Here is a 23170-nt window from a genome sequence, read left to right as displayed (position 1 = left end):
AACGGAGGTTTTGTTTTTGCTGACAAAAGAATGGCGTATTCTCACGATTAATCCTGGCTCTACTTCAACAAAAATCGGTGTGTTTCATAATGAACGTTCTATTTTTGAAACGACACTAAGACATACAGATGAGGAATTAAAGCAGTTTCCTCATATCATTGATCAATTTTCATTCCGTAAAGAAACCATTTTGAAAACACTGCATGAACAGGGGATGAACATCTCAAAGTTTGATGCAGTTTGCGCGCGCGGCGGCCTCCTTCGTCCGATTGAAGGAGGCACATATGAAGTCAATGAGCAAATGGTGGAAGACCTAAAAGAAGGATATGCCGGCCAGCACGCATCCAATCTCGGTGGAATCATCGCGAGGGAAATTGCACTTGGCCTGAATATCCCAGCCTTTATTGTCGATCCAGTTGTAGTGGATGAACTAAAACCAATTGCTCGTATTTCAGGGCTGCCAACGATCGAAAGAAAAAGCATCTTTCATGCATTAAATCAAAAAGCAGTCGCAAGAAAAACAGCGGCTTCTTTTGGAAAAAGTTACGAAGATTTGAACATGATTATTACTCATATGGGCGGCGGTATCACCATTGGTGTTCATGAAAAAGGAAAAGTCATCGATGTGAATAACGGTCTGCATGGCGAAGGTCCTTTCAGCCCAGAGCGTGCGGGAACCTTGCCGACAGGTGATCTTGTGAATCTTTGTTTTTCGGGGGAGTATACCCAAGAAGAAATGCTCAAACGCATTATTGGTGAAGGCGGACTTGCGGGCTATCTTGGCACGACAGACGCTGTGAAAGTGGAACGCATGATTGAAGCGGGTGATGAGCGGGCAGCGCTCATTTATGAAGCAATGTGCTATCAGATTGCCAAGGAAATCGGTGCGGCTAGCGCTGTCTTAAAAGGAGCAGTTGACGTCATTGTATTAACAGGCGGACTTGCGTACAGCAAACAAATTACGTCAAGTATTCGCGGCTATATTGACTGGATTTCAGATGTTGTCGTGTATCCAGGTGAAAATGAGCTGCAATCGTTAGCAGAAGGTGCGCTTCGTATTTTAAAAGAAGAAGAATCACCGAAAGAATACCCAAATGATCAACAGGAAAAGAAAGGAGTGACAAGTCATGGCAACTGAATATGACCTCGTCATTCTGGGTGGAGGCACAGGCGGCTATGTAGCGGCCATCCGTGCCTCGCAGCTTGGATTGAAAACAGCAGTTGTAGAAAAAGAAAAGCTCGGCGGAACATGTCTTCATAAAGGCTGCATCCCGTCTAAAGCGCTGCTCAGAAGTGCAGAAGTTTATCAAACCGTCAAACGCGCAGCTGATTTTGGTGTTGAGACAGGAGGCGTTGCCTTGCAATTTGCCAATGTGCAGAAAAGAAAAACAGAGATCGTCGAAAAACTAGCAGGCGGCGTCAAACATTTAATGAAACAAGGAAAAATTGATGTATATGAAGGGATCGGCCGTATTCTTGGCCCGTCTATCTTTTCGCCAATGCCAGGAACGATCTCCGTAGAAATGGCAAATGGAGAGGAAAATGAAATGCTCATTCCAAAGCAGGTCATCATCGCGACAGGATCAAGACCGCGTGTGCTGCCAGGGCTTGAAGCAGATGGAACACACATCCTCACTTCAGATGATGCACTTGAACTGCCAGAGCTTCCGCAGTCGATGCTGATTGTGGGGGGCGGAGTGATCGGAATCGAGTGGGCGTCTATGCTCAATGATTTTGGTGTGAACGTCACTGTGATTGAGTTTGCAGACCGCATTTTGCCTACAGAGGATCATGACATTTCTAAAGAAATGGAAAAACTGTTATCTAAAAAAGGCATCACTTTTGTGACAAATGCGAAGGTACTGCCAGATAGCGTAGAAAAGCAGGAAAATCTCGTGACAATTCAAGCGGAAAAGGATGGAGACATTCAGACGTTTGAAGCGGAAAAACTCCTTCTTTCAGTCGGCAGAGTACCTAATATCGAAGGCATAGGTCTTGAAAACACGGACATCCAAACCGAAAAACAAGGCATTGTCGTGAATGAACATTATCAAACGAAAGAATCGCATATTTACGCAATAGGAGATGTCATCGGCGGACTTCAGCTGGCACATGTGGCTTCTCACGAAGGTATGATTGCTGTTGAACATATGGCTGGGAAAGATCCAAAGCCGCTCGATGAAACGCTCGTATCTAAATGTGTTTACTCTCACCCAGAAACCGCTAGTGTTGGACTCACTGAACAGGCGGCAAAAGAGCAGGGCTTTGAAGTCAAAATAGGGAAATTTCCATTTATGGCGATTGGAAAAGCGCTTGTGTACGGGGAGTCTGATGGATTCGTCAAAATCATTGCCGATCAAAAGACAGATGATATTTTAGGAATTCATATGATTGGTCCTCATGTAACAGATATGATATCTGAAGCTGGATTAGCCAAAGTACTTGATGCAACCCCGTGGGAAGTGGGGCAGACGATACACCCGCATCCGACCTTATCAGAGGCGATTGGCGAGGCAGCCCTTGCTGTTGACGGGAAGGCGATCCATTTTTAATCAAGGAGGGAAACATGATGAGTAACATGCGTCATCAGGAATTAGGATTATCAGATGAACAAGCAATTGATATATACAGAACAATGCTTCTAGCAAGAAAAATCGATGAACGGATGTGGCTTTTAAACCGTTCCGGGAAAATTCCATTCGTCATTTCTTGTCAAGGGCAGGAAGCGCAGCAAGTCGGCGCTGCATTTGCTCTTAATAGAGAAGAAGATTACGTCTTACCTTACTATCGTGATATGGGGGTTGTCCTTGCTTTTGGGATGACAGCAAAAGATTTAATGATGTCTGGTTTCGCAAAACAAGACGATCCAAACTCAGGCGGAAGACAAATGCCAGGGCATTTTGGGCAAAGAGCAAATCGGATTGTGACTGGGTCTTCACCTGTCACAACGCAGGTTCCTCACGCGGTGGGAATTGCCCTTGCTGGACGATTAGAGCAGAAAAACTTTGTCAGCTTTGTTACGTTCGGTGAAGGCTCATCAAACCAAGGTGATTTCCATGAAGGCGCAAACTTTGCTGCTGTGCATAAACTGCCTGTTATTTTCATGTGTGAAAACAATAAGTATGCGATTTCCGTGCCATATGACAAACAAGTAGCCTGTGAACGCATTTCAGATCGTGCGGTTGGATATGGGATGCCTGGCGTAACTGTTGATGGAAATGATCCGCTTGAAGTATATGCCGCTGTCAAAGAAGCGAGAGACCGTGCGGCTAGAGGTGAAGGTCCGACATTGATTGAAACAATCTCTTACCGTTTAACTGCGCATTCAAGTGATGACGATGATTCAAGCTATCGAGAAAAAGAAGAAGTGCTCGAAGCAAGAAAGAAAGATCCGCTCATCCAATATGAAACGTATTTAATCGAAGGAAAGGTCATGACTTCTGAAATGAAAGAAGAGATGACAAAAGAAATTATGCAAATCGTAAACGAAGCTACTGATGAAGCGGAAAACGCAGCTTATGCTGAGGCAGAAAGCGCACTTCGTTACGTGTATGCGGAGTAAGGGGGAAGAAAAATGCCTGTTATGTCATATATAGACGCCATTACACTGGCGATGAAAGAAGAAATGGAGCGAGATCCGAAAGTGTTTGTGCTCGGAGAGGATGTCGGGAAAAAAGGCGGCGTATTTAAAGCGACAGCGGGTCTTTACGAGCAATTTGGAGAAGCGCGCGTCATGGATACACCTCTTGCAGAATCAGCCATTGCGGGTGTAGGTATTGGGGCAGCGATGTATGGAATGCGCCCAATTGCAGAAATGCAATTTGCGGATTTCATTATGCCTGCAATCAACCAAATCATTTCAGAGGCTGCAAAAATTAGATACCGTTCTAATAATGATTGGAGCTGTCCAATGGTCATCCGCGCACCTTATGGGGGCGGAGTACACGGGGCGCTTTATCATTCACAATCGGTCGAAGCCATTTTTGCTAACCAGCCAGGTTTGAAGATTGTGATGCCTTCTACACCTTATGATGTCAAAGGTCTTCTAAAGGCTGCAGTGCGTGATCCAGATCCTGTATTGTTCTTTGAACATAAACGTGCATACCGCCTGATTAAAGGAGAAGTGCCTGAAGAGGATTACACTCTTCCGATTGGAAAAGCAGATGTGAAGCGTGAAGGCGATGATATCACGGTCATTACATATGGCCTTTGTGTCCATTTTGCGCTGCAAGCAGCAGACCGCCTTGCAAAAGACGGCATTTCCGCTCATATTCTCGATTTGAGAACAGTGTACCCGCTTGATCAGGAAGCGATTATAGAAGCGGCTTCTAAAACAGGGAAAGTGCTTCTATTAACGGAAGATACAAAAGAAGGCAGCATCATGAGTGAGGTTGCGGCGATCATTTCGGAGCATTGCTTATTTGATTTAGACGCACCAATCAAACGCCTGGCAGGACCAGATATTCCGGCAATGCCTTATGCGCCGACAATGGAGAAATTCTTCATGGTCAACCCGGATAAGGTAGAAGCTGAAATGAGAGAGCTGGCGGCGTTTTAAGAAAGAGGAGGGTTTCAAAGTGGCAATTGAACAAATGAAAATGCCTCAGCTAGGTGAAAGTGTAACAGAAGGAACCATTAGCAAATGGCTCGTTTCACCTGGCGATCATGTGAATAAATACGATCCGATTGCGGAAGTCATGACGGATAAAGTGAACGCAGAAGTCCCGTCATCTTTTACAGGAACGATTACAAAGCTATCGGCTGAGGAAGGCGAAACGCTGCAAGTAGGAGAAGTGTTCTGTGAAATTGAAGTCGAAGGAAGCGAGCAGCAGAGCGTGAAAGAAGAAGAAGCACCTGAGCTAAGCGAAACGCCTGAAGCAGATCAAACAAATGAGAATCAAAGTCAAAAGAAACGTTATTCTCCAGCCGTTCTTCGTTTAGCAGATGAGCATGGCATTGATTTAGCGGCTGTTCAAGGTACAGGAGCAGGCGGGCGAATTACTAGAAAAGATTTGCTGCAGCTTATTGAAAACGGCGGCGTCAAAGAGAAGACAGCACCTGTCAATGAACGTGCCGTTCAACCGGAGCCTGCGCAGCCATCTAAAGCAAAAGCGGTGCCTGCTGTCCCTTCTATGCCTGGTGATGTTGAGCTGCCAGTCACGCCGATCCGCCAGGCAATTGCCGCCAATATGCTGAGAAGCAAACATGAAATTCCGCATGCATGGACAATGATGGAAGTCGATGTTACAAATCTAGTGACAAGAAGAAATCAGCTGAAGGATCAGTTTAAAGCAAAAGAAGGCTTTAACTTGACGTTCTTTGCGTTCTTTGTCAAAGCAGTGGCTCAGGCCTTAAAGGAATTCCCTGAAATGAACAGTATGTGGGCCGGAGATAAGATTGTTCAGAAGAAAGCAATCAATGTTTCGATTGCTGTCGCTACAGATGACGCGCTTTTTGTTCCAGTCATTAAGGATGCGGATGAAAAGACCATTAAGGGCATTGCCAAAGAAATTCATGAGCTGGCGTTTAAGGTGAGACAAGGAACGCTCAAGCAAAGTGATATGGAAGGCGGTACTTTCACTGTCAACAACACGGGATCATTTGGTTCGGTACAATCTATGGGAATCATTAATTATCCGCAAGCGGCGATTTTACAAGTAGAATCGATCGTGAAGCGTCCAATGATCGTAAACGGAATGATTGCGGCAAGAGACATGGTCAATCTTTGTCTCTCATTAGATCACAGAGTACTAGATGGTCTTGTATGCGGCAGATTTCTTCAACGAATTAAACAAATCCTTGAAGGTATCGACGAGCAGACATCTGTTTATTAAAACATTATTTTCCCCCTCCCGGCATGAGAGGGGGATTTCCACATCTAGGAGAAAGGAGCGATGATATGTCTGGACTAGATTTTTTTGCTTTTCTCACGATTGGTCTCATGTTTATCACAGCGATTGCCTTCGCTTTTCTGCGGTACATTTCTAAATCGCGCAATCATCCTGAACGATTACTGCTTATCATATCGATCGTTTCAATTATTCAAATCGTGTACTGTCTGCTGATTGTCGGCGGGTTTAAAGGAGCAGCCAATAGCTTTTTAGGAATATCACTTCTCGCCGGGACGCTGCTCGGATATGCACTTGAATATTTATACAGACGCTATATCAAAAAAACGCCCGAATCAAAATGATATCGGGCGTTTTTTTATTCTGCTGGAACAATAAAGGTCAAATGGTGTTTTAACACTTCTAAAGAAGAGGGAGCCGTCATATAAACCTCACCATCTGTATCAGCATCCATTTCCTCTTTTGTGTGGATATGAATACTGGACGCTTGAATGAGAGACAGATCGCCGGTGAAATCCTCCAGCTCTTCCCGGTTCATTGAGAAGATTTCTTTTAAAGCAGAGAAACTCGTATTTCTGCAAATTAAGATTTCAGCTTTTCCATCATCAATGGCTGCATGAGGCAAATCAATTTTATTTGTACCGATAAAATGTCCATTCATGACAAGAACGATGACAGCTTCCTCTTCCCAGCTTTCCTTTTCTGTCTCAATGCGTACGTGAAAAGGATCTGTTTGCTGCAGGGTGCGCAGGGCACTTGTGAAGTAGCTGATTTTGCCAAGTACGGCTTTTTCCTTGTCATTAATATTGTTGGACGTGTCTGCGATCAGCCCAATTCCCCAAAAGTTTAACACGTATCGATCTTCTGCTTTGATTAAGTCGACCTTTTTCTCTTTGCCGTCTACAATCATTTGAGCGGCTTTTTGTATTTGTTGAGGAATACCTAGTGTTCTAGAAAAATCATTGCATGTCCCGCCTGGTAATATCGCTACAGCGGGCCTTTTTTCTAAGCCGCCAATACCGTTCATACATTCATGCACGGTACCATCTCCGCCTAATATGATGAGCAATTCCACCGTCTCATCAATATGACGGCAGAAATCATAAGCATCATTTGGCTGTTTTGTTGGTTTCAAAATGAGTTCATCAATATGTAGTGAAAGAAGAGGCACTGTTTGACCGAGTGTTTTTTCCATGTTTTTTTGTCCAGCATTTCCATTATAAATGAGCATCGCTTTTTTGAATTGTGCCATCACGCAGTTCTCCCTTTCATCTCTTTATCATCACTTTTCCCCAATTTGACAGCTCATAAACGAGGTTCGGAAAAAGAGGCGGCGGATAAGACAACACATTTGCCCGCAGGCGTTTTCCTTGATATGATGGAGTTAAAATGGTTATGGTACGCAAAAGGAGTGGACGGACATGAATATTGATTTTAATTTATTTATGAATGATATTGTAAAACAAGCGAGAGAAGAAATTAAGCAGGCAGGCTACACTGAGCTCACGTCAGCTGAAGAAGTAGACGAAGCACTGACTAAAAAAGGGACGGCACTTGTCATGGTGAATTCAGTATGCGGCTGTGCAGGCGGTATTGCAAGACCAGCTGCCGGCTATTCTGTTCATTATGATAAGCGTCCAGATCAATTGCTGACAGTGTTTGCTGGGCAGGACAAAGAGGCAACAGCAAGAGCTCGTGAATACTTTGAAGGCTTCCCGCCATCTTCACCATCCTTTGCCTTATTAAAAGATGGAAAAATCATCAAAATGGTCGAGCGTCATGAAATTGAAGGGCATGAGCCAATGGAAGTCGTGTCAAAACTACAAGCCGCTTTTGATGAGCATTGCGAAGAAATCTAACATATGACTTTTGAATGAATAAATATAAAGCAGTCCGGTCTTTAGATCGGTCTGCTTTTTGTTTTATAAGACAATAGAATCAAAATAATTTTAGCAAAATACTATTGCATCTTAAAAAGAAAGTGTTTAAAATACATTATAGTGAATAAATATTCAAATCAATACATGATTTTAAATACTGGGAGGCATCATCATATGAAAAAGTGGTTATTATTACTTATGACAGCTGGTCTTGCAGCTGCACTCGCGGCATGCGGAACTTCTTCTAATAATTCAAACGCATCAGGAGATGACAAGACACTCGTGATGGCGACATCAGCAGATTATCCGCCATTTGAATCAAAAGACGGAGATAAAATTGTCGGTTTTGATGTAGATCTTGCAACAGCACTAGCGAAAAAGAACGGCTACAAGCTAGAAATTCAAGATATGGACTTTGCTAGCCTTGTATCAGCCCTCAAAACAAACAAAGCTGATATTGTCCTTGCAGGAATGACACCTACAGAAAAACGTAAAAAGCAAGTTGATTTCTCTGATGTTTATTACAATGCTAAAAACTTGGTTGTATCAAAGAAATCTAGCGGTATTAAGGCAGAGAAAGATTTAAAAGACAAAACAGTCGGCGTTCAATTAGGTTCTATTCAACAGGATGAAGCAAATGGACTGCAAAAGAAATATAACCTAACAGTTGAAGACCGTAATAAAATTTCTGATATCATTCAAGAGATTAAAGCAGGCCGTTTTGATGCAGCCATAATTGAAGATAAAGTAGCTGCTGGTTACTTGAAAAAGGAAAAAGACTTCCAAGCATTTGGATTGAACAGCTCAAACGAAGGTTCAGCCATTGCATTCAAGAAAAATAGCGACTTAACAGCGAAATTCAATAAATCATTAAATGAAATGAAAGATAATGGCGAACTTGATAAATTAATTAAAAAATGGTTTGCTGATGAAAAGTAAGTCAGGAAAAAGGATCAGCGTCATTCAAGAAAATCAAGTAGAAAAGCGCTGAAAAGTTCAACTCATGTTGAACTTTTTTCCTGTTTTGTATGAAGGCAGAAAAAAGGAGAATGTCATGTTTGATTTTAAAGATGTAATACCTCAGATGCCCTTTATTCTAGAAGGACTTAAGGTCACGCTTTCTATAGTAGTGGTATCCCTTTTACTTGGATTTATCTTAGGAATTTTATTAACGCTTTGTAAAATTAGTGTGTTTAAACCGCTCATTTGGCTTGCAGATTTTTATACGTCAATTTTCCGAGGCACACCGCTTGTGCTTCAATTGCTCATTATTTATTTTGGTCTGCCTCAGCTTCTTGGGTTTCAAATCGACCAATACTGGGCTGCTGTAGCGGCATTTTCACTCAACTCGGCGGCATACGTATCTGAAATTATTCGTGCGGGTATTAATGCCATTGATAAAGGTCAAAAAGAAGCAGCCGTTGCTTTAGGCATCCCTTATGCTAAAATGATGAAGGACTTATTGCTTCCGCAGGCGTTTAAAAATATTTCACCTGCACTTGTGAATGAGACGATTACACTGACAAAAGAATCAGCGATTGTAACAGTCATCGGACTGGGTGATGTCATGAGACGAGCCTATCAAGCAGGGGCCGTTACGTATAATTATCTTGAACCGCTTATTTTTGCGGGTCTTATCTATTATGTCATCGTGCTTGTTCTCACCTTTGTCGGCAAATCGGTGGAAAGGAAGTTAAAATCAAATGATTAAAATAGAGAAACTCACAAAATCTTTTGGTAAAAATGAAGTTTTAAAGGGGATCGACACCACCATTAAAGAAGGGGAAGTTGTTGCGGTCATTGGACCATCTGGTTCAGGAAAATCGACGTTCCTTCGCTGCATCAATTTACTTGAAAAGCCGACTTCTGGTGTCATTACGATTAAGGACACCGAAATCACCAACCCAAAAACGAATGCACTAAAAGTGCGTGAGAACATCGGAATGGTATTTCAGCATTTCCATCTGTTCCCGCATAAAACGGTGCTGGAAAATATCACGTATGCGCCAATGAATGTGAAGAATCAATCGAAGGAAGACAGCATCAAACAAGCTGAAGACCTGCTCAAAAAGGTAGGGCTTTTAGAGAAAAAAGATGATTTCCCGAACCGTTTGTCCGGCGGTCAAAAGCAGCGTGTGGCGATTGCGCGTGCGCTTGCGATGACACCAGACATTATGCTGTTTGACGAACCAACGTCAGCCCTAGATCCAGAAATGGTCAAGGAAGTATTAGAGGTCATGAAAGAGCTGGCTCAATCTGGAATGACACTCGTCATCGTCACACATGAAATGGGCTTTGCAAAAGAAGTGGCTGACCGCGTGATCTTTATGGATGATGGGAAAATTGTAGAGGATGCAAACCCTGTACAATTTTTTGAATCACCGTCTTCACAGCGTGCGCAAGACTTCTTACAAAAAATATTATAAAGAAAAAGAGAAGGAGACTTAACATCTCCTTCTTTTTTTGATTATAATGGGGAAAGTAAAAAAAGTTCATCATTTCACAAAAGTGAATGGAAACAAGACAGAAAAGAGTGAATCACATCATGTTTAAAATCGGCTACCGAACGCTGAAAACAGCATTAGGAACAGCGATCGCTATTTATATTGCTCAATTGCTTGGCTTGCAAAATTATTCAGCTGCCGGGATTATTACGATCCTGTGTATTCAGGTGACAAAGAAAAGATCCCTGTTAGCATCGGGAGCCCGCTTTGCAGCATGCAGTCTTGCCATTTTATTTTCTTATTTATTTTTTGATCTGATTGGGTATCATCCTTTTGTGATCGGTTTGATGCTGCTTGTCTTTATTCCGACAACGGTTCTGCTTCGAATTAAAGAAGGGATTGTCACAAGTTCAGTCATTATCCTCCATTTATACATGTCTGGCGGGATTACCCTGCATCTCATTTGGAATGAACTGCTGCTGATTACCATTGGTGTTGGGGTAGCGCTGATTATGAACCTCTATATGCCAAGTGTTGATAAAAAGCTCAAACGCTACAGCGAACAGATTGAAGCCAACTTTGCTAAAATCTTTGAGGAAATCGAGCAATACTTAATGACAGGGAAACAAGACTGGACAGGAAAAGAAATACCAGAGACACATCAATTGATTAAAGAAGCAAAAGCTCTTGCATATCGTGATGTTGAAAACCATGTATTAAGACATGAAAACCTGTACTATCATTATTTCAACATGAGACAAAAGCAATTTGAAATCATTGAGCGTGTGCTGCCTAAAATTACGTCGATTTCCGTCACAACGGAGCATGGACAAATCATTGCAGAATACATTAGAGACTTACGCGAACATATTCACCCAGGGAACACAGCGCATAAGTTTTTAAGACGTCTCATTGATATGAAAGAAGAGTTCGATGCACTTCCGCTCCCGCAAACACGAGAAGAATTTGAGGCAAGAGCGGCACTCTTTCATTTCCTTGGTGAAATGGAACAATATTTAGTACTGAAAAGCTATTTTAAAGGGATGAAAGAATAGAGACGCATGAGTTCCTCCTTCATTGGTCAATCTAATGAAAAAGGAGGAGCCTATGCGTCTTTTATTTTATACCGTACTGACCATGTCCCTTTCACCAATCTGGCCGCTTGGACAAAACCCGCTTCCAGGTGACCCATTTGTCATTATTAATAAACAAACAAATGAACTTGCCTTTATTGATCAAGGGAAAATTCAAAAAGTATATCCTGCCTCTACAGGAAAAACAGCAGATTTAACGCCAGAAGGTGAATTTACGATTATGATCAAAGCGAAAGATCCCTATTATAGAAGAAAGAATATTGAAGGGGGTGCAAAAAATAATCCTCTTGGGCGAAGATGGATTGGATTTGATGCACGAGGAACAGATGGCAGAACCTACGGAATTCACGGAACGAGTGACGAAACTTCGATTGGGAAATTTATCACAGCAGGCTGTGTAAGGCTTCATAATCAAGATGTAGAGCGATTGTTTGATCAGCTTCCAATTGGTACAAAGGTATGGATTACAACCTCAAGCGATTCCTTTGAAAAGCTTGCCAAAGACAAACAGGCCATTCGTTGATATCGCGAATCACCTGCTTGTCTGCTTTTATTCAAACCTTATAAAAAGGCTGCTGCTCCTGCTAAAAGTGAAGAAACTAACAGCAGGCTAATCATAAGCAATACCATAAATTTCATGAATTTTTGAGACATATCGCACCCCTATAACCGAAGATTTTTGCGACAAGCGCACTTGTCTTTATTTTATCTGGTTTTTTCATATGCGACAAGTGATCAGCAAAGGAAGTGAACGGATGAACCAAATCGATCATATTGCCATTGCCGTCTTTTCTATTAAAGAAACATCTCAAACGCTTCATCAGCTATTTAACTGGCATTTTTCAGACATACAAGAGATTCCTGAGCAGGAGATTAAAGCGTCCTTCGCTTTACTTGATGATCTGCACATTGAATTAATTGAGCCCATCTCAGCCCGCAGTAAACTACATACCTTTTTAACAAAAAGAGGAGAGGGGCTCCATCATATTGCGTTAAAGTCAGATGACATTCAAATGGATCTTAGCCGTCTCGATCACCTTGGCGTGCAGCTTCTCCAAAAAACAGCACAGATGGGCGCCAGCGGAAAGCAGATTGCCTTTATTTCACCTAAAGAAACGTCAGGTGTGTTATTTGAATTGTGCGGGTCCTTGAAAGGAGAGAAACATTGCGATGAATGAATCGTTCAATGACTTGACTGAATGGCGGAATAAAGCGTTAATGGGCGGCGGCGAAAAACGAGCAGCCGCTCACAGAAGCAAAGGAAAGCTGACGGTTCGAGAGCGGCTGCATGAACTTCTTGACGAGGGCAGCCTGATGGAAATTCAGTCATTTGCAACAGGCGGTCTGTCAGAGCATGTTGGTGACGGTGTCGTCATTGGAACGGGACTCATTCATGGTAAGCCTGTCTGTGTTTATGCACAAGATGCAACCGTATATGGGGGCTCATTAGGCGAAATGCATGCGAAAAAAATTACCTCTTTAATGGATCTGGCAGCTAAGAATCAGATGCCGGTCATCGGTCTAAAAGACTCAGGTGGTGCGAGAATTCAAGAGGGTGTGGTATCATTAGAAGGATACGGACAGATTTTTAAACGGAATGTGCTGTACTCTGGTCTAATCCCGCAAATATCTGTTATTTTAGGTTCATGTGCTGGAGGTGCAGTCTATTCTCCTGCATTGACTGATTTTGTCTTCATGACAGACCAAACAGCTCATATGTTTTTAACTGGTCCGAAAGTAATAGAAAAGGCAACAGGAGAAACGGTCTGTCCTGACCGTCTTGGCGGTGCAAGTGTTCAGCATCAGACAAGCGGAAATGTGCACTATACTGGGGAAGATGAGAAGGAAGTGTTAAAAGCGGTTCGAACTCTTTTAACGTACATACCAACGAAACAGCAGGCTGTCATGCAGGCTGAAGCACGAAAGCAAGATACCGCTGATCCAGGCAGCATTTTGCCAAAGGATCCATCACGCACCTATGATGTCAAACAAGTGGTGACAGCGATAACCGATCCAGACTCATTCTTTGAAACGCAGCCTTGTTTCTCAAAAAATATTGTCACTGGTTTTGCCAGACTACAAGGAGCTTCCATTGGTGTTGTTGCCAATCAGCCAAAGGTGCTGGCAGGCAGCCTTGATCTTGACGCGGCCGATAAAGCGGCCAGGTTTATTCGATTTTGCGATGCATTTCATATTCCGATCTTAACCCTTGTGGACGTTCCTGGTTTTTTACCAGGGGAGAAAGCCGAGCATGCGGGAATTATCCGCCACGGTGCAAAGCTTTTATATGCGTACGCTGAAGCAACCGTTCCAAAAATCACTGTGATTTTAAGAAAGGCGTTTGGCGGTGCATATGTCGCGATGAATAGCAAGGGCTTAGGCGCTGACTTTGTTTATGCATGGCCAGAGGCCGAAATTGATGTCATGGGGAAAACGTTCGCAGACGAAATCGTTCATCCTGCTTCGCGCGAGACTGAGAACAAACCAAGTGTATGGAAAGCGGCTCAGGCAGGTCTGATAGACGATATTTTCATGCCGGCTGAAACGAGAGAGCGATTGATCCGCTCATTTGATGTGCTTCGCAGTAAGGAAGAAGATAGACCGTTAAAAAAGCATGGCAACATGCCGCTATAAGAGGAGGAGCATCATTATGATCAATGAAAAACGCTTACTAGACGAATTTTTAGAATTAGTTCAGATTGATTCAGAAACAAAACACGAAGAGAAAATTGTTGAAGTCCTAAAAGAAAAATTCTCGCAGCTTGGTCTAAAAGTGGTTGAAGACGATTCAAAAGCGGTAACAGGCCACGGCGCAGGCAACCTTGTCTGCACATTAGAAGGAAATCAAGAGGCAGATACGATTTATTTCACTTCTCATATGGATACAGTTGTACCGGGGAATGGCGTAAAACCAGTCATTGAGGACGGCTATGTGAAAACAGATGGAACAACCATTCTTGGCGCTGACGATAAAACAGGACTTGCTGCTATGTTTGAAGCGATTCGCGTGCTGAAAGAGAAAAATTTACCGCACGGGACGATTGAATTTGTTATCACAGCAGGTGAGGAATCAGGACTTGTTGGAGCAAAAGCGTTAGATCCGAATTTGATGACAGCGAAATACGGCTATGCCCTTGATTCAGATGGTAAGGTCGGTACGATTATCGTAGCTGCACCAACACAGGCAAAAGTACGCGCAACGATTTACGGAAAAACAGCTCACGCAGGTGTCGCGCCTGAAAAAGGTGTGTCTGCGATTACCATTGCATCTAAAGCAATTGCCAGTATGCCGCTTGGCCGGATTGATGAAGAAACAACGGCGAATATCGGACGTTTTGAAGGCGGAACACAAACGAATATTGTGTGCGATCAAGTTGATATTTTGGCGGAAGCACGCTCTTTAGAACCAGCAAAAATGGAAGCTCAAGTAGCGAAGATGAAAGAAGCCTTTGAAAAAACCGCTAAAGAAATGGGCGGAAGTGCCGATGTACAAATTGACATCATGTATCCAGGCTTCAAATTCTCACACGGCGATCAAGTCGTAGAAGTGGCGAAAAAAGCGGCAGAAAAAATTGGCCGTCCTTCAGAACTGCAGACGAGCGGCGGAGGCAGTGATGCAAACGTCATTGCTGGCAACGGCGTCCCAACTGTCAACCTAGCTGTTGGATATGAAGATATTCATACGAAAAATGAGAAAATGCCGATTGAAGAATTAGTCAAAACAGCTGAAATGGTTCTCGCCATTATCGAAGAAACGACAAATCCATCGTAAAGGCAGGAGACTCTGTGAGCACGCAAAAGATTATTATTTTTCAGGTGGGACAAGAGGATTTTGGCATCAGTGTAGAGCATATTCGTTCGATTGAAAAGGTCCCTTACTTACAAGAAGTATCGAACCTTCCAAAAGAAATTAAAGGGCTGATGTCATTAAGAGGAGAGGTCATTCCTGTCAGTGATACAGGTGTGATGCTTCACGGAAAGCCTCTTGATGTGAACGAGCAGTCAAAGGTGCTGTTATTTGAAGTTAACGATCAAATGATTGGCTGTCTTGTCTCAGATGCAAAAGATATCATCGATATCGAGCAGAGCGAGATCAAGCCATTTCATATGAACACGAAGGCCTCTGAATATTTCTTCGGCGTTGTGGAGAGAGAAAACAAAATGATTTTACAAGTGGACCCAAATAAGTTCCTTGGGAAAATTGAGGACCTCGATCAATTGCCAGACCGGTTGAAAGAAGAGTTGGCATAATGAAGAGCCCCTTATCTTTAGATAAGGGGTTTATTTTTATTCAGCAGCTGGTTTGGCTTGTTCGTTAGCCGCAGCTTTCGTTTTTGATTTTTGGTACATGACATTTAAAATAATCGTTTGAATCGTGAGTAGTAGTCCGCTTGTCATCCAGTATAAAGGAAGAGCAGCGGGTGCATTAATTGAAAGAAACAGCATCATGATTGGGAAAATCATGCCCATTACTTTCGCTTGCTTCAGCGCAGCCTCTGTCTGGGTGCCTGATTGCTTCGCATATTTTTGCGTCACATAAAATTGCAAGAAATACATAGCCCCTGCAAAAATCGCTACCAATAAATCGGTTTGTCCTAAGTTAAACCATAAGAACGTATGAGTTGCGATCTCAGGTGTTGAGCGGATCGCTGAGTAAAAGCCAAGAACAATTGGAATTTGAATCAGCATAGGCAGACAGCCCATTGCCAGCGGGTTCACATTGTTCTCTTTATATACTTTCATCATTTCCATTTGCAGTTCTTTTTGTTTTTCAGGATCTTTCGTTTTCTTCAATTTGCTTTGTATTTGGTCAATCTGAGGTTTCACCAGTGCCATTTTTTCCTGCATGACTCTTTGCTTCTTAAATTGATTCGCAAAAAGCGGGAAAATCAGCAGGCGGACAATCAAGGTGACGAACATAATGGATAAACCATAATCATCATGGAAAAAGTTCGCAAGCCAAATGATCAGCTCAGAAAAAGGCTGAACAAAATAATGATGGAAAAACCCATCAGAGCTCGTATTCGTTTGCGCACTCGCTGCAAATGCAGGTGACGCAATCATCATCAAACATAAAGTCGTAAAAACAGTCAATAAACGTTTCAATTCGTTTCCTCCTCATGATTAAAAAATTTAATTAGTGAGAGGAAGCGAATGGTCTTCATCATCATTAGATGATCTTTTCATTCGAATGACTTTACTAATCCAAGTTGTAATGCGATCATATATGATAAACAGAAAGTCTGTTCGATTCAAGCAAGATGCGTCCAACTCTTCCAAACGATGTCCACCAAGGTGTTCGTTCATACGGCAGTCTTTTAGTAAAAACGCAATGCCGATGGCCGTCAGCGCTGGAAGAATAATCGTAAAGAATTCAACAAGGAAAAAGACTTCATTGAATGTATCAATAATCATGATTATCACATCCATTTCATTACTCACAGTGTACTATACACATGGTTAAATGTCTAACAGAACCACGTGTTTTCTCTATTAAATAAAATTCCTTATTTTGTACAAAATAGTAAATGTCATCCAAACTTCATATTTCCTATCCTATAATGAGGGGGATGAAAAGAAATGGAGGTTTTGAATATGATAAGTATTTACCCAAAGTTTCGAGCAGCTGCGGTACAAGCAGCACCTGTCTACTTAAATTTGGAAGCAACCGTTGAGAAATCATGTGAACTGATCGACGAGGCAGCTTCAAATGGTGCAAAGCTTGTGGCATTCCCAGAAGCATTTTTACCTGGTTATCCTTGGTTTGCTTTTATTGGTCATCCAGAATACACAAGAAAGTTCTATCATGAATTATATAAAAATGCAGTTGAAATCCCTAGCTTAGCCATTCAAAAAATCAGTGAGGCAGCAAAAAGAAATGAAACGTACGTTTGTATATCATGCAGTGAAAAAGATGGCGGCTCTCTCTATTTAGCTCAGCTTTGGTTTAATCCGAATGGGGATTTAATTGGAAAACATCGGAAAATGAGAGCTTCTGTAGCAGAAAGACTCATTTGGGGGGACGGAAGTGGAAGTATGATGCCGGTGTTTCAAACTGACATTGGAAACCTTGGCGGATTGATGTGCTGGGAGCATCAAGTTCCACTTGATCTTATGGCGATGAATGCCCAAAATGAGCAGGTACATGTAGCCTCTTGGCCAGGTTATTTTGACGATGAAATTTCAAGCAGATATTATGCCATCGCGACACAGACATTTGTGCTGATGACTTCATCTATATATACGGAAGAAATGAAAGAGATGATTTGCTTAACGCAGGACCAAAGAGATTACTTTGAAACATTTAAGAGCGGGCATACGTGCATTTACGGGCCGGATGGGGAACCGATCAGTGATATGGTTCCAGCTGAAACAGAGGGAATTGCGTACGCTGAAATTGATGTAGAAAGAGTCATTGATTACAAGTATTATATTGATCCGGCTGGACACTACTCCAATCAAAGTTTGAGTATGAATTTTAATCAACAGCCCACTCCGGTTGTGAAACAATTATATCATCAAAAAAATGAAGTATTCACATATGAGGACATTCAATATCAACATGGTATACTTGAAGAAAAAGTGTAAATGAAAGTGGAACCTTCTCTGTTTTAGAGAAGGTTTTTTTGAGGAAAGATGAAATAAATCAATGTATAATTGAGCATAAAAGAGATCCATCATGTTTGATATATGAGGAAACAGCTGATCAAAATACAGGTAGACAAGAAAATGGGGTTATGCCAATGTCAAATATTATTTTTCATATAGACATGAATGCTTTTTATGCCAATGTAGAAATGGCGTATGATCCTTCTTTGCGGGGGAAACCTTTAGCCATCAGCGGAAATGCAAAAGAGCGTAAAGGGATTGTTGTGACTTGCAGCTACGAGGCAAGAGCACTAGGTGTGAAGCCCCCGATGCCCTTATGGGAGGCGAAGCGGCTATGTCCGGGACTCATTGTCCGCACACCGAACTTTGACCGATACCGCAGCTCCTCACAAGAGATGTTTACAATACTAAGAGAATACAGTGATTTAGTCGAACCTGTATCAATTGATGAGGGCTATATTGATTTAACGCATACACCATATGCCGAGCATGCGGTAAAAACGGCTCATGATATTCAAACAAGGCTTGTAGAGGAGCTGATGCTACCTTCAAGTATCGGCATTGCACCGAATAAATTTTTAGCGAAAATGGCGTCTAATTGGAAAAAGCCAATGGGCATCACCATATTGCGTAAACGAGATGTTCCGAACATGCTCTGGCCGCTCCCTGCTGGTGACATGCACGGGGTTGGACAAAAAACGGCAGATAAATTAAAGAAAATCGGAATTCATACTATTGAAGACTTAGCGAAAGCGAATGAGTATACGCTAAAAGAATTGCTTGGCATTAATGGACCGAGATTAAAGCAAAAGGCGAATGGTGAACATGACGGCATCGTGGATCCAGAAAGAATATACGAATTTAAATCCGTCGGCAATTCATCCACTCTGCCTCATGATTCGGATGATTCAGATGAACTTGTCACGTTAATTGATAAGCTGTCACAATCTGTGAGTGCAAGGTTAAGGAGAAAAGAAGTGATGGCAAATCGTCTGCTCATCATGATTCGGTATGCAAGCTGGAAAAATATCACGCGAAGTGTCATGCTCACGAATCCAACGGATCGAAAGGAAGATATATTTGAAGCGGCAAAGCAGTTATTCCTTAAACATTGGAATGACCAGCCAGTGAGGCTCTTAGGTGTGACGGGGACAGACCTTGTCGAACGAAAAGCAGCTGTTAAACAGCTTGATTTATTTTCATATACAGAAGATGCAAAAGAAGAGCCCCTCCAAACCATTTTAGATGGACTGAAGAAAAAATATGGAAAGTCATTGGTGCAAAGAGGGATCACCATTAAGGAAAAAGAGAGCAAAACAAGCGGGACAAGTTTTAATAAAGATTTTTTTCAGGACGAAAGAGGAAATGACTAGCCTGAAAACTTGATAAAAGAGGTGATGTTGTGGTAATTTCAAAGGGTACATCATTTCAGCAGTAATCAATATAGTGTGTTAGAAGGGACGTCAGAATTATGTCAAAACAACAAATCGGTGTGGTTGGACTAGCCGTTATGGGGAAAAACCTTGCCCTCAATATTGAAAGCCGCGGTTTCTCCGTATCCGTTTATAACAGATCTAGCAGCAAAACAGAAGAGTTTCTTCAAGAAGCAGAAGGAAAAAACGTTGTTGGCACATACAGCATCGAAGAATTTGTTCAGTCGCTTGAAACACCGCGTAAAATTCTTTTAATGGTAAAAGCTGGTGCAGCAACAGATGCAACCATTCAATCATTACTTCCTCACCTAGAGAAAGGTGACATTTTAATTGATGGTGGAAATACATATTACAAGGATACACAAAGACGTAACCAAGAGCTTGCAGAGAGTGGTATTCACTTCATTGGTACAGGTGTTTCCGGCGGTGAAGAAGGCGCGCTAAAAGGCCCTTCCATCATGCCAGGCGGTCAAAAAGAAGCGCATGAGCTAGTGAAACCAATCTTAGAAGCGATCTCTGCGAAAGTAGATGGCGAGCCTTGTACAACGTATATCGGCCCAGATGGAGCAGGACATTATGTCAAAATGGTTCATAACGGTATCGAGTATGGGGATATGCAATTGATCTCTGAATCATACTTTATCTTGAAGCATGTTGCTGGTTTGTCAGCAGCGGAGCTTCATGAAGTATTCTCAGAGTGGAATAAAGGCGAGCTTGACAGCTATTTAATCGAAATTACAGCTGACATTTTCACAAAAGTGGATGAAGAAACAAACCAGCCGCTTGTGGATGTTATCTTAGATAAAGCTGGTCAAAAAGGAACTGGAAAATGGACAAGCAAAAGCTCACTTGATCTAGGTGTCCCGCTTCCAATCATTACTGAGTCTGTTTTTGCGCGCTACATTTCTGCAATGAAAGATGAGCGTGTGGAAGCAAGTCAATTGATCGAAGGTCCTGAGCCAGCGCAATCAGCTGAGAATAAACAAGAGCTGATCGAAGCGGTTAGAAAAGCCCTATTCATGAGTAAAATCTGCTCTTACGCACAAGGCTTTGCGCAAATGAAAGCAGCGTCTGATGAATATAACTGGGATTTAAAATACGGTGAAATTGCGATGATCTTCCGCGGCGGATGTATCATTCGTGCAGCCTTCTTACAACAAATTAAAGAAGCATATGACCGTAATCCTGAACTGAAAAACCTATTGCTTGATCCATACTTTAAGGATATTGCTCAAAACTATCAGTCATCACTTCGTAAAGTCATTTCACTTGCAGTGGAACAAGGAGTTCCTGTTCCTTCATTCTCAAGTGCACTTGCTTACTTTGATAGCTATCGCACAGCTGTCCTTCCAGCGAATTTAATTCAAGCACAGCGTGACTATTTCGGTGCACATACGTATGAGCGCACAGATAAAGAAGGCGTATTCCATACTGAATGGATGAAATAAATAGAGAACGACTGAAAAACCTTACCTTTGGTAAGGTTTTTTTGTTTGTATCTTTTCGGCTAAAAATGTGAAAAAGAGGGATGCTATGTAAAAAAGACAAGAAAGTAGGGATAGAAGTGGGCATTTTATATGCACTTCTCCCAGCGATATTTTGGGGAAGTATTGTTCTCATCAGTGTCAAACTAGGCGGGAATGCGTATCAGCAAACCCTCGGCATTACGCTCGGCGCATTTTTATTTTCGATTGCAGCGTTTTTCATCAAAATGCCAGAGCTGACACCGCTTATTTTTGCGGTTTCCGTCATTTCAGGCATCTTCTGGAGTATTGGACAAATGAATCAGCTTTCAAGTGTTGCTTTTCTCGGTGTATCTAAAGCGGTTCCTTTATCAACGGGCATGCAGCTTGTGAGCACAACGCTATTTGGTGTCATGGTCTTCAAAGAATGGCAGACGATGACGGTCATACTCATTGGTTCTTGCGCCATTTTACTGATCATTGCAGGTGTTGTGATGACATCGCTCGGTCAAAAAAAGAATGGCGGCGGGGATGGCAGAGGCAATTTTAAAAAAGGGATTATTATTCTGCTCATCTCAACCGTTGGCTACGTCGGATATGTCGTCATTTTAAGATGGTTTGATATTGATGGCTGGTCTGCACTTGTCCCGCAATCCGTCGGCATGCTGCTTTCATCCTTAGCGATTAGTTTAAAGCAGGATCCATTTAGTAAATATACGTTTAGAAATATCATTGCCGGTCTTGTTTGGTCAACAGGAAATCTTGGTCTGCTTTTGGCCATTCCATTAATCGGCGTAGCCGTAAGCTTTTCGATGTCACAAACAGGGATTGTTATCTCAACACTAGGCGGCATTTACTTATTAAAAGAGAAAGCATCTAGAACAAGCTTTGTCATTGCAGGCTGCTTGATGATTATTGCAGGCGGTGTGCTGCTAGGCTTTACAAAATAGGAGGTTACACGAATGTATCCAGATTTAGAAGGAAAAACAGTTCTGATTACAGGTGCAGGTACAGGGATTGGTCAAGCGATGGCCCGCCGATTTGGACAAGAAAAAGCCAATGTGGTGATCAATTACTTCTCCGATAAAGAAAATCCGGATGAAACCATTGCAGATATTCAAAAACATGGCGGACAGGCTGTGAAAATCAAGGGAGACGTATCAAAGGAAGAGGATATGCAGGCGATGATTGATAAAGCCGTTGATACATTCGGCAGTCTTGATGTGATGATCAATAACGCAGGCATTGAAAATGAAGTACCCTCTACAGAAATGACGCTGGATAATTGGAACAAAGTAATGTCTACCAATTTAACAGGCATGTTTCTAGGGTGCCGTGATGCACTGAAGTATATGACAGATCATGGGATAGAAGGCTCGATCATTAATATGTCGTCGGTTCATCAGCAAATTCCTTGGCCTCATTTCGTGCATTATGCAGCCAGTAAAGGAGGCGCCAAGCTTTTGACAGAAACATTGGCGCTTGAATATGCCCCTAAAAAAATCCGTGTAAACAGCATTGCACCAGGCGCTATTGATACCCCGATTAATGCGGAGAAATTCGATGATCCAGCATTGAAAAAAGGCGTGATTGAGCTGATTCCAATCGGCTATATTGGAAAGCCGGAAGAAGTTGCAGCATGTGCTGTCTGGCTGGCATCAAAAGAAGCAAGCTATGTTACCGGCTTGACGTTATATGTAGACGGCGGCATGACAAAGTATCCTGGGTTCCAGGCAGGAAAAGGATAAGACAATGAAGACAAAGAGCATAAAATACGCTCTTTCAGCGTGTAGACAAACCCTCGCATTCGGTGTCAGGTCTGCGCTCCGGTGCTCACGAATGTCAAATTCGCTCCGCTCCTGTGCTCGTCCTTCCTAGGGCTGCAAAGGTTTTCTATCAGGCTGAAAAGAAGACAAAGGGCTAAAATCAAGCATTTTAGCCCTTTGTCAACAATCTGAACGAGCGTAAAATACGCTCTTTTTTATATTAAATACAGACAAATGAAATTAAATGTCTAGACATTTAAAAATAAAAATATATAATATTAATTGGAAGCGCTTTTATTACAACGATGGGGTGAGAGAAATGAAACGTATTTTATTAGCATGCAGTTCGGGAATGTCTACGAGTTTACTAGTGACAAAAATGAAAGCACATGCCGATTCAATTGGGGACGAAGCAGAAATTTGGGCAGTTGGTCAAGATCAAGCAAAAAAAGAAATGGCGAATGCAGATGTTGTGTTAATCGGACCGCAAATGAGCTTTTTAAAAGGAGACCTCCAAAAAGAAGCAACAAAATACGGGATTGAGGTAGAGGTCATTGATATGCAGGCATACGGGCTTGCCGATGGACAAAAAGCATATGAACAGGCACTTACATTGATGGGGGAATCTTAAA

General features: G+C 42.3%; 26 protein-coding genes. 22 read left to right on the top strand and 4 right to left on the bottom strand.

Features of this window, described 5'->3' with window-relative positions; all coding sequences use genetic code 11:
• Nucleotides 1-10: 10 nt before the first annotated feature.
• The 6 genes from buk to NSU13_RS11110 all read left to right on the top strand — a co-directional run bounded on the left by buk (nt 11) and on the right by NSU13_RS11110 (nt 6193).
• Nucleotides 11-1138, top strand: coding sequence for a butyrate kinase (buk, locus tag NSU13_RS11135; protein WP_087975822.1), 1128 nt, complete (start codon nt 11-13; stop codon nt 1136-1138).
• Complete coding sequence (gene lpdA, locus NSU13_RS11130; protein WP_342489519.1) at nt 1128-2552, top strand: dihydrolipoyl dehydrogenase; 1425 nt, start codon at nt 1128-1130, stop codon at nt 2550-2552. Before buk ends, lpdA begins: the two co-directional genes overlap by 11 nt.
• A gap of 17 nt (nt 2553-2569) precedes the next feature.
• Entirely contained in the window at nt 2570-3562 is a 993-nt protein-coding gene (locus NSU13_RS11125; protein WP_034280276.1) for a thiamine pyrophosphate-dependent dehydrogenase E1 component subunit alpha, read from the top strand.
• A 12-nt stretch (nt 3563-3574) separates the two neighbouring features.
• Nucleotides 3575-4558, top strand: a complete 984-nt coding sequence (locus NSU13_RS11120; RefSeq protein WP_024422925.1) for an alpha-ketoacid dehydrogenase subunit beta — start codon at nt 3575-3577, stop codon at nt 4556-4558.
• 19 nt (nt 4559-4577) lie between these two features.
• Entirely contained in the window at nt 4578-5834 is a 1257-nt protein-coding gene (locus tag NSU13_RS11115; protein ID WP_342489518.1) for a dihydrolipoamide acetyltransferase family protein, read from the top strand.
• 65 nt (nt 5835-5899) lie between these two features.
• Nucleotides 5900-6193 (top strand): YesK-like family protein, encoded by a 294-nt coding sequence (locus NSU13_RS11110; RefSeq protein WP_024428019.1) that lies wholly within the window; start codon nt 5900-5902, stop codon nt 6191-6193.
• Nucleotides 6194-6207: 14 nt separating this feature from the next.
• On the opposite strand, the gene NSU13_RS11105 is transcribed toward NSU13_RS11110, so the two are convergent.
• A complete protein-coding gene (locus tag NSU13_RS11105) occupies nt 6208-7101 on the bottom strand; it encodes a YegS/Rv2252/BmrU family lipid kinase (RefSeq protein ID WP_081124563.1) in 894 nt (297 codons plus the stop codon).
• A gap of 169 nt (nt 7102-7270) precedes the next feature.
• Between NSU13_RS11105 and NSU13_RS11100 the strand changes: the two genes are divergently transcribed.
• The 6 genes from NSU13_RS11100 to NSU13_RS11075 all read left to right on the top strand — a co-directional run bounded on the left by NSU13_RS11100 (nt 7271) and on the right by NSU13_RS11075 (nt 11790).
• Nucleotides 7271-7708, top strand: coding sequence for a BrxA/BrxB family bacilliredoxin (locus NSU13_RS11100; protein WP_024428021.1), 438 nt, complete (start codon nt 7271-7273; stop codon nt 7706-7708).
• Between the two features lie 195 nt (nt 7709-7903).
• Complete coding sequence (locus NSU13_RS11095) at nt 7904-8668, top strand: transporter substrate-binding domain-containing protein (RefSeq protein ID WP_041086095.1); 765 nt, start codon at nt 7904-7906, stop codon at nt 8666-8668.
• A 115-nt stretch (nt 8669-8783) separates the two neighbouring features.
• Nucleotides 8784-9440: an amino acid ABC transporter permease gene (locus NSU13_RS11090; RefSeq protein ID WP_024422919.1), complete on the top strand. Its 657-nt coding sequence runs from the start codon at nt 8784-8786 to the stop codon at nt 9438-9440.
• Nucleotides 9433-10155 (top strand): amino acid ABC transporter ATP-binding protein, encoded by a 723-nt coding sequence (locus NSU13_RS11085; protein WP_034280282.1) that lies wholly within the window; start codon nt 9433-9435, stop codon nt 10153-10155. The genes NSU13_RS11090 and NSU13_RS11085 overlap by 8 nt, the downstream gene beginning before the upstream one ends.
• A 119-nt stretch (nt 10156-10274) precedes the next feature.
• On the top strand, nt 10275-11228 hold the full coding sequence (locus NSU13_RS11080) for an aromatic acid exporter family protein (protein ID WP_024422917.1): 954 nt from the start codon (nt 10275-10277) through the stop codon (nt 11226-11228).
• A 52-nt stretch (nt 11229-11280) separates the two neighbouring features.
• A complete protein-coding gene (locus NSU13_RS11075; RefSeq protein ID WP_034280283.1) occupies nt 11281-11790 on the top strand; it encodes a L,D-transpeptidase in 510 nt (169 codons plus the stop codon).
• 38 nt (nt 11791-11828) lie between these two features.
• Here the strand turns inward: NSU13_RS11075 and prli42 are convergent, their stop codons facing one another.
• A complete protein-coding gene (gene prli42, locus NSU13_RS11070) occupies nt 11829-11921 on the bottom strand; it encodes a stressosome-associated protein Prli42 (protein WP_149126490.1) in 93 nt (30 codons plus the stop codon).
• A gap of 101 nt (nt 11922-12022) precedes the next feature.
• Here prli42 and mce point away from each other — a divergent pair, with 101 nt between their 5' ends.
• From mce to NSU13_RS11050, 4 genes are read left to right on the top strand one after another with little or no spacing between them, the layout of a single operon-like run.
• Nucleotides 12023-12445, top strand: coding sequence for a methylmalonyl-CoA epimerase (mce, locus tag NSU13_RS11065; RefSeq protein WP_061109331.1), 423 nt, complete (start codon nt 12023-12025; stop codon nt 12443-12445).
• Complete coding sequence (locus tag NSU13_RS11060) at nt 12438-13901, top strand: acyl-CoA carboxylase subunit beta (RefSeq protein WP_081338913.1); 1464 nt, start codon at nt 12438-12440, stop codon at nt 13899-13901. The genes mce and NSU13_RS11060 overlap by 8 nt, the downstream gene beginning before the upstream one ends.
• Nucleotides 13902-13917: 16 nt before the next feature.
• Complete coding sequence (locus NSU13_RS11055; protein WP_034280287.1) at nt 13918-15039, top strand: tripeptidase T; 1122 nt, start codon at nt 13918-13920, stop codon at nt 15037-15039.
• Between the two features lie 14 nt (nt 15040-15053).
• Nucleotides 15054-15518, top strand: coding sequence for a chemotaxis protein CheW (locus NSU13_RS11050; protein ID WP_034280289.1), 465 nt, complete (start codon nt 15054-15056; stop codon nt 15516-15518).
• A 36-nt stretch (nt 15519-15554) separates the two neighbouring features.
• Here the strand turns inward: NSU13_RS11050 and NSU13_RS11045 are convergent, their stop codons facing one another.
• The gene (locus NSU13_RS11045) at nt 15555-16334 is read right to left on the bottom strand and encodes a membrane protein insertase YidC (RefSeq protein ID WP_342490035.1); all 780 of its coding nucleotides are present in this window, start codon (nt 16332-16334) and stop codon (nt 15555-15557) included.
• Between the two features lie 66 nt (nt 16335-16400).
• A complete protein-coding gene (locus NSU13_RS11040) occupies nt 16401-16682 on the bottom strand; it encodes a hypothetical protein (protein ID WP_024422910.1) in 282 nt (93 codons plus the stop codon).
• 180 nt (nt 16683-16862) lie between these two features.
• Here NSU13_RS11040 and NSU13_RS11035 point away from each other — a divergent pair, with 180 nt between their 5' ends.
• The 6 genes from NSU13_RS11035 (at nt 16863) to NSU13_RS11010 (ending at nt 23169) form a co-directional block, all read left to right on the top strand.
• On the top strand, nt 16863-17855 hold the full coding sequence (locus tag NSU13_RS11035) for a carbon-nitrogen hydrolase family protein (RefSeq protein WP_342489517.1): 993 nt from the start codon (nt 16863-16865) through the stop codon (nt 17853-17855).
• A 149-nt stretch (nt 17856-18004) separates the two neighbouring features.
• Entirely contained in the window at nt 18005-19249 is a 1245-nt protein-coding gene (locus NSU13_RS11030) for a DNA polymerase IV (RefSeq protein WP_342490034.1), read from the top strand.
• Nucleotides 19250-19347: 98 nt separating this feature from the next.
• On the top strand, nt 19348-20757 hold the full coding sequence (gene gndA / locus NSU13_RS11025) for an NADP-dependent phosphogluconate dehydrogenase (protein ID WP_034280291.1): 1410 nt from the start codon (nt 19348-19350) through the stop codon (nt 20755-20757).
• Between the two features lie 116 nt (nt 20758-20873).
• A complete protein-coding gene (locus NSU13_RS11020; protein WP_034280777.1) occupies nt 20874-21722 on the top strand; it encodes a GRP family sugar transporter in 849 nt (282 codons plus the stop codon).
• Between the two features lie 12 nt (nt 21723-21734).
• Entirely contained in the window at nt 21735-22520 is a 786-nt protein-coding gene (locus NSU13_RS11015) for an SDR family oxidoreductase (protein WP_034280292.1), read from the top strand.
• Between the two features lie 337 nt (nt 22521-22857).
• Nucleotides 22858-23169 carry a PTS sugar transporter subunit IIB gene (locus NSU13_RS11010; protein WP_024422905.1) on the top strand — a complete coding sequence of 104 codons (312 nt, stop codon included), beginning with the start codon at nt 22858-22860 and terminating at the stop codon, nt 23167-23169.
• Nucleotide 23170: the final 1 nt, after the last annotated feature.

The organism is Bacillus sp. FSL M8-0049, assembly GCF_038593355.1.
GTDB lineage: Bacteria > Bacillota > Bacilli > Bacillales > Bacillaceae > Bacillus > Bacillus safensis.
Note: the sequence above shows the minus strand (reverse complement) of the source record. Positions and strands in the feature narration are given on the sequence as shown.